At 74.9% G+C, this 6,679-nt stretch carries 8 protein-coding genes; 2 read left to right on the forward strand and 6 right to left on the reverse strand.

Annotated features, from left to right (window positions below):
- From HUW36_RS22440 to HUW36_RS22460, 5 genes are all read right to left on the reverse strand, one after another.
- Positions 1-2,230 (reverse strand): ATP-binding protein (locus HUW36_RS22440; protein ID WP_174529984.1); only part of this gene is annotated, 2,230 nt, incomplete at its 3' end.
- Between the two features lie 43 nt (positions 2,231-2,273).
- Positions 2,274-2,690 carry a hypothetical protein gene (locus tag HUW36_RS22445; protein ID WP_174529985.1) on the reverse strand — a complete coding sequence of 139 codons (417 nt, stop codon included), beginning with the start codon at positions 2,688-2,690 and terminating at the stop codon, positions 2,274-2,276.
- Entirely contained in the window at positions 2,687-2,947 is a 261-nt protein-coding gene (locus HUW36_RS22450) for a hypothetical protein (RefSeq protein WP_174529986.1), read from the reverse strand. The genes HUW36_RS22445 and HUW36_RS22450 overlap by 4 nt, the downstream gene beginning before the upstream one ends.
- Before the next feature lie 13 nt (positions 2,948-2,960).
- A complete protein-coding gene (locus HUW36_RS22455; protein ID WP_174529987.1) occupies positions 2,961-3,674 on the reverse strand; it encodes a hypothetical protein in 714 nt (237 codons plus the stop codon).
- Positions 3,675-3,807: 133 nt separating this feature from the next.
- Complete coding sequence (locus HUW36_RS22460) at positions 3,808-4,656, reverse strand: helix-turn-helix transcriptional regulator (protein ID WP_174529988.1); 849 nt, start codon at positions 4,654-4,656, stop codon at positions 3,808-3,810.
- Between the two features lie 101 nt (positions 4,657-4,757).
- On the opposite strand from HUW36_RS22460, the gene HUW36_RS22465 reads away from it, so the two are divergent.
- Positions 4,758-5,525, forward strand: coding sequence for an SDR family oxidoreductase (locus tag HUW36_RS22465; protein WP_174529989.1), 768 nt, complete (start codon positions 4,758-4,760; stop codon positions 5,523-5,525).
- Between the two features lie 5 nt (positions 5,526-5,530).
- On the opposite strand, the gene HUW36_RS22470 is transcribed toward HUW36_RS22465, so the two are convergent.
- Positions 5,531-5,911, reverse strand: coding sequence for a globin family protein (locus HUW36_RS22470; RefSeq protein ID WP_246248278.1), 381 nt, complete (start codon positions 5,909-5,911; stop codon positions 5,531-5,533).
- Between the two features lie 116 nt (positions 5,912-6,027).
- Between HUW36_RS22470 and HUW36_RS22475 the strand changes: the two genes are divergently transcribed.
- Positions 6,028-6,594, forward strand: a complete 567-nt coding sequence (locus tag HUW36_RS22475) for a snapalysin family zinc-dependent metalloprotease (protein WP_174529990.1) — start codon at positions 6,028-6,030, stop codon at positions 6,592-6,594.
- The last annotated feature ends 85 nt before the right edge of the window (positions 6,595-6,679 follow it).

The following is a 6,679-nucleotide window of genomic DNA, read 5'->3' on the forward strand; positions in this document are numbered from 1 at the left end:
CCTGGGCGCGCAGGCGCAGCCACAGCGACGAGACGGGCCGGGGGTACGTGGTGCCGGCGGCCTCGATCTCGGCGGTGAGCCGGAGCACCGTCGCGGTGTCGCCGCGTTCGGCGGCGGTGATCCCGCGCAGCAGCTCGACCTGCGGGTGACCCGCGCCGGCCCGGTCGAGCAGGGCGTCGGCCTCGGCGAGGCGGCCCCGCAGGAGCAGCAGGGCCCAGCGCAGGTGGTGCGCCATGAAGGCGTGGTCGGAGTGTTCCCACTCGCCGTAGCCCTCCATCTCGGCGTAGCACGACTCCGCGCCGGCGAAGTCGCCACCGAAGGCGGCGATGATGCCGCTGTCGACGGTGGCCGCCATCCGCTGGCGGGCCACGTCGCCCTCGCGGCAGCCGGTCACGAACGCGGTCAGCTCGTGCCGGAATGCCGGGTCCCCCAGCTCCAGCAGCGCGACCCAGCGCAGCGAGGTGGCCCACAGCTCGGTGTCCCGGTCGCCGCCGCGGCGGGCCACCTCCCGGATCTCGGCGGTGACCACGGCCCGTTCCCCGGCGGTGCCGAGCCCCCAGGTGGTGTCGTGACGGGCCCACAGGCTGAACGTGAGCGCCTCGTCGTCGCGGCCGTGCCGGGCGAGCGTCTCGGTGGCGGTGATGAGGTCGGTGACCAGCGCGCGGGTCGACCGTTCCGGTTCCGGTTCGCCGATCAGCCGCGCGTAGGCCTCGCGGACCAGCGCGCCGGCGTCGAGCCGGCGGCGGGTGGCCGAGTGCTGCGCGTGGGCGGTCAGCGCCACCCGGGCCAGCACGGCCGGCTCGGCCGTCCCCCGGGCCAGCGTGGCGGCGTCGACCAGCAGGTCCTCGGCCTCCCCCGGGGTGCCGGCGTGGTGCAGCAGCCCGGCCAGCTCCAGCAGCACCCGCACCCGGCGCGCGGGCTCGTCGGTGCGTTCCAGCGCACGCCGGAAGTGCCGGACCGACTCCTCCACGGCCAGCCGCCCGCTCGCGTCGCGGGCGGCGGCCAGCAGCAGGTCACCGGCGCGTACCGGGTCCAGCTCCGACCCGGCGAGCCAGGCGTGCCGGGCCAGGTCGGCGGGGATGAGCCGCCCGGCGAGCGCGTCGGAGCGGTCGACGGCCCGGACCACAGCCGCGTGCCGGGCCTGCCGCTCGTCCTCGACCAGGCCGTCGTAGAGCGTCTCCCGCACCAGGTCGTGCACGAACGCGAACCGGCCGCCGCCCCGGGCCAGCACCAGGCGGGCGGCGGCGGCCCGGTCGAGCAGCCGGTCGACCTGGGCGGCCGGGGCGGGTACGCACGCGGCGAGGACCTGACGGTGGAACTCGCGACCGAGCACGGCCGCCACGGTGAGCGCCTCGACCACCGGTGCGGGCAGTTGGTCGAGGCGTCGGCGCACCGCCTCCCGTACGCCGGGCGCGATGGTGTCGGCCAGCCCGTCGGTGTGCCAGAGCCGGGCGGTCTGCTCGACGAAGAAGGGGTTGCCGCCGGTGCGCCGGTGCACCTCGTCGACGAGGCCGGCGCCGGGCTCCCGGCCGGTGGTGCGGGTGATCAGGGCGGCCACCTCGTCGCGGCCGAGGCCGGTGAGCGTGATCGTGGTGGCCTTCGCGGTCAGCGGCAGCAGCAGCGGCCGCAGCGGGTGGTCGCCGGCGTCGACCTCGGCGTCGCGGTAGGTGCCGATCAGCAGCAGCCGCTCGAACCAGGTGTGCTGGGTGGCGAACTGGAGCAACCGCAGCGAGGCCGGGTCGGCCCAGTGGAGGTCGTCGAGGACCACCACGACCGGCCGGTGCTGGGCGACCGCGACCAGGGCGGTGGTCACCGCGTCGTGCCTGTCGAACTCCAGCCGGCCACCGTCGTCCGCCGGCCCGCTGTCGTCGGCGGGCCCGGACGGGTCGTCGGTGGCCGACCCGCCGAGCAGGGCGGCCAGCCCGGCGCCGCCGGCCTCCTGTGCGTGGGCCCAGTCGTCGGCGGAGCGGGCCAGCCGCCGCAGCACCTGCGTCCAGGGCCAGTAGTCGGGGGCGGTGTCGGACTCCCAGCAGGCACCGCCGAGCACCAGCGCCCCCCGTCGGCGGGCCTCGTCGGCGACGGCGCCGACAAGCGTGGTCTTCCCGATGCCGGGCTCGCCGGCGACCAGGACCAGGCCGCCGTGACTGGTGGTCACCCGGTCGACCTCGGCGCGCAGCAGACCCGCGGGATGCTCCCGCCCGATGATCCCCTCGCCGAACCGCGGCTCCATGACCCCCCGACGGTAGTCGACGGGTCCGACACCGCGGCGTCGCTCAGCCCATCGGCTGGCGCGCGTCGGTGACCACGTGGGAGCAGGCCGGGCAGGCCGCCGGTCCCTGCTCGGCGAACCACCGACAGGTACGCCGGATCGCGCACTTCGGCAGCGTCTCCTCGGCGGGCGGGACGGTCTCGGCGTACGAGGCGGCCATCCGGGCGCCCAGCCCGCAGTGCGAGCCGGTCCAGAAGCCGCAGGACGAGGTGACGCAGGGGCCGGCGAGCCGGACCCGGCTCTCGATCGGTTGGTCGGAGTCGACGGCCCCGGCGAGCGCCACCTCGGCCGGTACGGCCGGAGTCACGTAGGCCACCCGGCCCGCCGGAGTGATCATGCCGAGGAACACCGTGGCGTTGGACGCCGGGGTGCTCGGGCACATCCGCTCCGGCGGACCGGCCGGTCGGGCGGCGTCGGTCACCGCTGGATCCAGAATCCGATGTCGTTGATCTTCTGGCCGAGGTCCTGCGCCAGCACGCCGTCGAGCACCCAGAGCCCGTACCACTCGGGGCGCAGCTTGATGTTGCCGTGGCCGAGGGTCAGCGGGTTGGTCAGCTTGGCGTTGGCGGTGCCCAGCGCGGCCAGGCCGGCCTTCTGGATCTCGCCGGCGATCAGGGTCTGCTGGTCGGGTGTCAGGTCGACGCCGTCGACCACGAAGCGGAACTCGTTGCGGGCCATGTGCTACCTCCGGTCACTCGTACGATTCGGTGCCCAGCCCGCGACGCAGGCTGGTCCGGGTGAAGGCCGCCCAGCCGGCGTGCGAGGCGGGGTCGGCGGGTTGGCCGGCGCGGGTGAGCACCCGGCCGGCGTGCTCCGGCCAGCGGGCGGCGGTGGCCGCCGCGTCGCCCCACAGCTGTCGGCAGGCGGCGACCGCGAAGGCGATCTGCTCGGGCGTGCCGGTGAACCCGGCCGTCCCGTCGCCGACCCGGATCGTGCCGTCCGGTCGGACCCGCACGCTCGGGAAGTGGTGGTGCAGGCTGGCCAGCGTGGCCAGGTGGGCGGCGTCGCGCCGGGCGGCGGCGAAGCCGGCGTGCAGCTCGTCCTCGCGGCGGTGGCGGATCTCGTGCAGGACCAGCGCGTCGCCGGCCGGTTCGATCCGGGCGACCACGTGCACGGGCGCGCTCCAGGCGCGGGGCGAGTTCGCCGACCAGAACGCCAGCCAGGCAGCCAGCCGGGCGTGGAAGTCGGCCTGGACGGCGACCGCGGGCGCGGAGCCGTCGGGTGCGCGCAGCGCGGCGGTGGCGATCCGGTCCCGGGTGATCAGCGGCGATCCGGGACGGGCCGGCGCCGCCGACGCGGCGGTGGTGGTGGAGGCGACGGCCAAGCCGGTCAGGGTGACCGCCGAGGCCGCCGCCGCGCCGGCGAGCAGTCGCCGGCGGTCGAGCGGGTGTCCGTTGTCGTTCATCGTCGGCCCTTCGTCGACGGCAGTGCCCCGACGCTATCGACCGGAAGAGATCAGGAGAACACGCTGCGTGACGGGAGGTCGACAGGAAAGCCGGGGATTCCCGGCGGCGTGAACGGCCGTTCCTGTGCCCGATTCACGAGGCGGAGGACGGGAACCTCTCGTGCCCCAGCACGCCGAGCAGCCGCAGCTTCTCGGCGGCCTCGCTGCGGGGCGGCGCGGTGAACACCAGCAACGCCTGGGACTGGTCCTCGGTGAAGAGCACCTGGCAGTCCAGTTCGATCGGGCCGAGTTCGGGGTGGATCAGCGTCTTGTGGTCGGCGAAGCGCTGGGCCACCTCGTGCCGCTCCCACAGCTCGGCGAACTCCGGGCTCGCCGCCCGCAGCGCGCGGACCAGGTCGCCGGCGCGCGACCGGGAACCCATCGACCCGTACGCGGCGCGCAGGTTCGCGACCTGGGCCCGGCTCTGCCGCTCCCGGTCGTCCTCCGGGTAGCGGTCCCGCTCGGCCGGATCGGTGAACCACCGGTAGATCCCGCTGCGGGCCAGCCCGGTGTGGCCGGTCCGGTCGCCGAGCAGCGCCGCGGCCAGCGGGTTCTGCACGAGCGTCTCGCCCAGGTCGGACAGGACCAGGGCCGGGGTGTCGGCCAGCCGGTCCAGCACCCGCAGCAGCGCCGGCGCGACGTGCGTCGGGGTGGCCGTCCGCTCCGGCGGGCTGTGCCCGGCCACCCGGAACAGGTAGTCGCGCTCGTCCCCGGTCAGCCGCAGTGCCCGGGCCAGCGCGGCGAGCATCTGCGTGCTCGGCTGCGGCCCGCGTCGCTGCTCCAGCCGGGTGTAGTAGTCGGTGGACATCGCGGCGAGTGCGGCGACCTCCTCCCGGCGCAGGCCGGGCGCCCGGCGCCGGGCGCCCTCGGGCAGCCCGACGTCGCCGGGGCGCAGCGTCTCGCGGCGTCGGCGGAGGAAGTCGGCCAGGGCTGCACGGTCCATGATCCGAGTATCCGGCCGCCCCCGGACGCGAACCAGGGATCCCCGATCCCCCGATCAGCGATCTCTTCACCGGCCCGGTCCGGCCGGACCATGCTGGCGGCATGGACATCTCCGGAAACACGATCTTCATCCCCGGCGCCACCAGCGGGATCGGCCTCGCGCTGGCGCTCGCCCTGCGGGACCGGGGCAACACGGTGATCGTCGGCGGCCGGCGCACCGAACTGCTCGACGAGATCGCGGCGACGCACCCGGACCTGGACACCGTCGCGATCGACACCACCGACCCGGCGAGCATCGCGGCGGCCGCGGAGCGGGTGCTGGAGCGGCATCCCGACCTCAACGTCCTGGTCGCGATGGCCGGCGTCATGCGGATCGAGGACTGGCGCTCGCCGGACACGTTCCTCGCCTCGGCCGAGGAGGTGGTGACCACGAACGTGCTCGGCCCGATCCGGCTGATCGGCGCGTTCGTCGAACACCTGGCCCGGCAGGGGAACGCGACGATCGTCACCGTCTCCTCCGGCCTGGCGTTCGTGCCGCTGCGGGTGACACCGAGCTACAACGCCTCGAAGGCGGCGATCCACATGCTCAGCGAGTCGATCCGGTTGCAGTTGGCCGACACCGGCGTACGGGTGCTGGAGCTGGTGCCGCCGGCCGTGCGGACCGGGCTGCTGCCCGGCCAGGAGACCAGCGAGTTCGCCATGCCGCTGGACGAGTTCGTGACCGAGGTGGTGGCGTTGCTGGAGGCGCAGCCGGACGCCACCGAGATCCAGGTCGAGCGGGTGAAGTTCCTCCGCCACGCCGAGGCGCGCGGCGACTACGACCAGGTGGTGGCGACGCTGAACGCGGCGGACCCGCACGCCGCGACCTGAACCCGTCAGGCCCGCAGCAGGCCGGCGACCGCCCGCTGCGCGTCGACGATCGCGCCGACCGGCAGGTCGAGCACCCAGAGCGCGGCGGCCAGGTAGTCGAGGACGCGCCAGCGCTGCTCCTCGGTCAGCGGGCGGTGGTCGAGCGGGACCCCCGCCTCCCCGGTGGCCGGGGAGCGGGGGCTCCGCCGTACCACCCCGAGCGCCGCGCCCAGTCGGTCCGCGAGCACCGCGGCGAGCCGCCGGCGATCCACCCCGAGCAGGTACGGGGCCAGCTCCGCGTCGGCCGCGACCAGCCGCAGCCAGCGGTGCACCGCGTCGCGTACGGCGACCGGGCCGAGCCGGTCGCGGGGCTCACGGGAACAGGTGACCAGCTCCGTCGTCCGCACGACCAGGGGTACGGACGATCGACCCCGATCAGTTCAGCCCAGACCTTGATATCGATGGACGTCCATCTATAGGCTGGCGGCGTTCCGCTCACCCCCCACCCCAAGGAGTGTGAACCATGCGTACGCCGAAGCTGTCCCGGATCCTCGCCACCCTCGCGGCCGCGACGCTCGCGGCGCTGGGCGCGGTCGCCGTCAACCCGGCACCGGCCTCCGCCGCCGTCCGCAACGTCTGCTACAACACCAGCCAGGCCGGCCCGTTCGCCAGCTACGCGGTGCAGGCGGCGTCGATCTGGAACAACCGCACCAACAACATCAACATGGCCCAGTGCGGGTCCAACCTGATGATCTACTACACCTACGGCGGCGGGTCGTACGCCCAGCGCACCAGCCTCGGCAACGGCCGCGTGGTCATCGACTACTACCAGGCCCAGCAGTACTCGCCACTGCGCATCATGACGCACGAGATCGGCCACATCCTCGGCCTGCCGGACAACTACAACGGCAACTGCGCCATCCTGATGTCCGGCGGCAGCGCCGGCACCAGCTGCACCAACCCGTACCCCAGCTCCACCGAGGCCGCCCGGGTCGACTCGCTGTTCGGCTTCGCGGCCCGCAGCGCGACGCCCGCCCAGGTCTTCAGCGGCAGCTGGCCGGTCGCCACGGTGGTCGGCGCCGGTTCCTGACGACGCACCGGTGACGGGGTCGGCGGTTCACCGCCGGCCCCGTCCGCGCGTCCGCGCCCGCCCCGACCTGCCGCCGGGGACCGCG

Origin of the sequence: Micromonospora maritima (assembly GCF_902825405.1) — a bacterium.
Classification (GTDB): domain Bacteria; phylum Actinomycetota; class Actinomycetes; order Mycobacteriales; family Micromonosporaceae; genus Micromonospora; species Micromonospora maritima.

Excerpts from the sequence above, each read along its gene's own strand:
- HUW36_RS22475 (WP_174529990.1), top strand. The coding sequence starts at position 6,028 with ATGCGTACGCCGAAGCTGTCCCGGATCCTCGCCACCCTCGCGGCCGCG.
- HUW36_RS22460 (WP_174529988.1), bottom strand. The coding sequence starts at position 4,656 with ATGGACCGTGCAGCCCTGGCCGACTTCCTCCGCCGACGCCGCGAGACG.
- HUW36_RS22465 (WP_174529989.1), top strand. The coding sequence starts at position 4,758 with ATGGACATCTCCGGAAACACGATCTTCATCCCCGGCGCCACCAGCGGG.
- HUW36_RS22450 (WP_174529986.1), bottom strand. The coding sequence starts at position 2,947 with ATGGCCCGCAACGAGTTCCGCTTCGTGGTCGACGGCGTCGACCTGACA.
- HUW36_RS22455 (WP_174529987.1), bottom strand. The coding sequence starts at position 3,674 with ATGAACGACAACGGACACCCGCTCGACCGCCGGCGACTGCTCGCCGGC.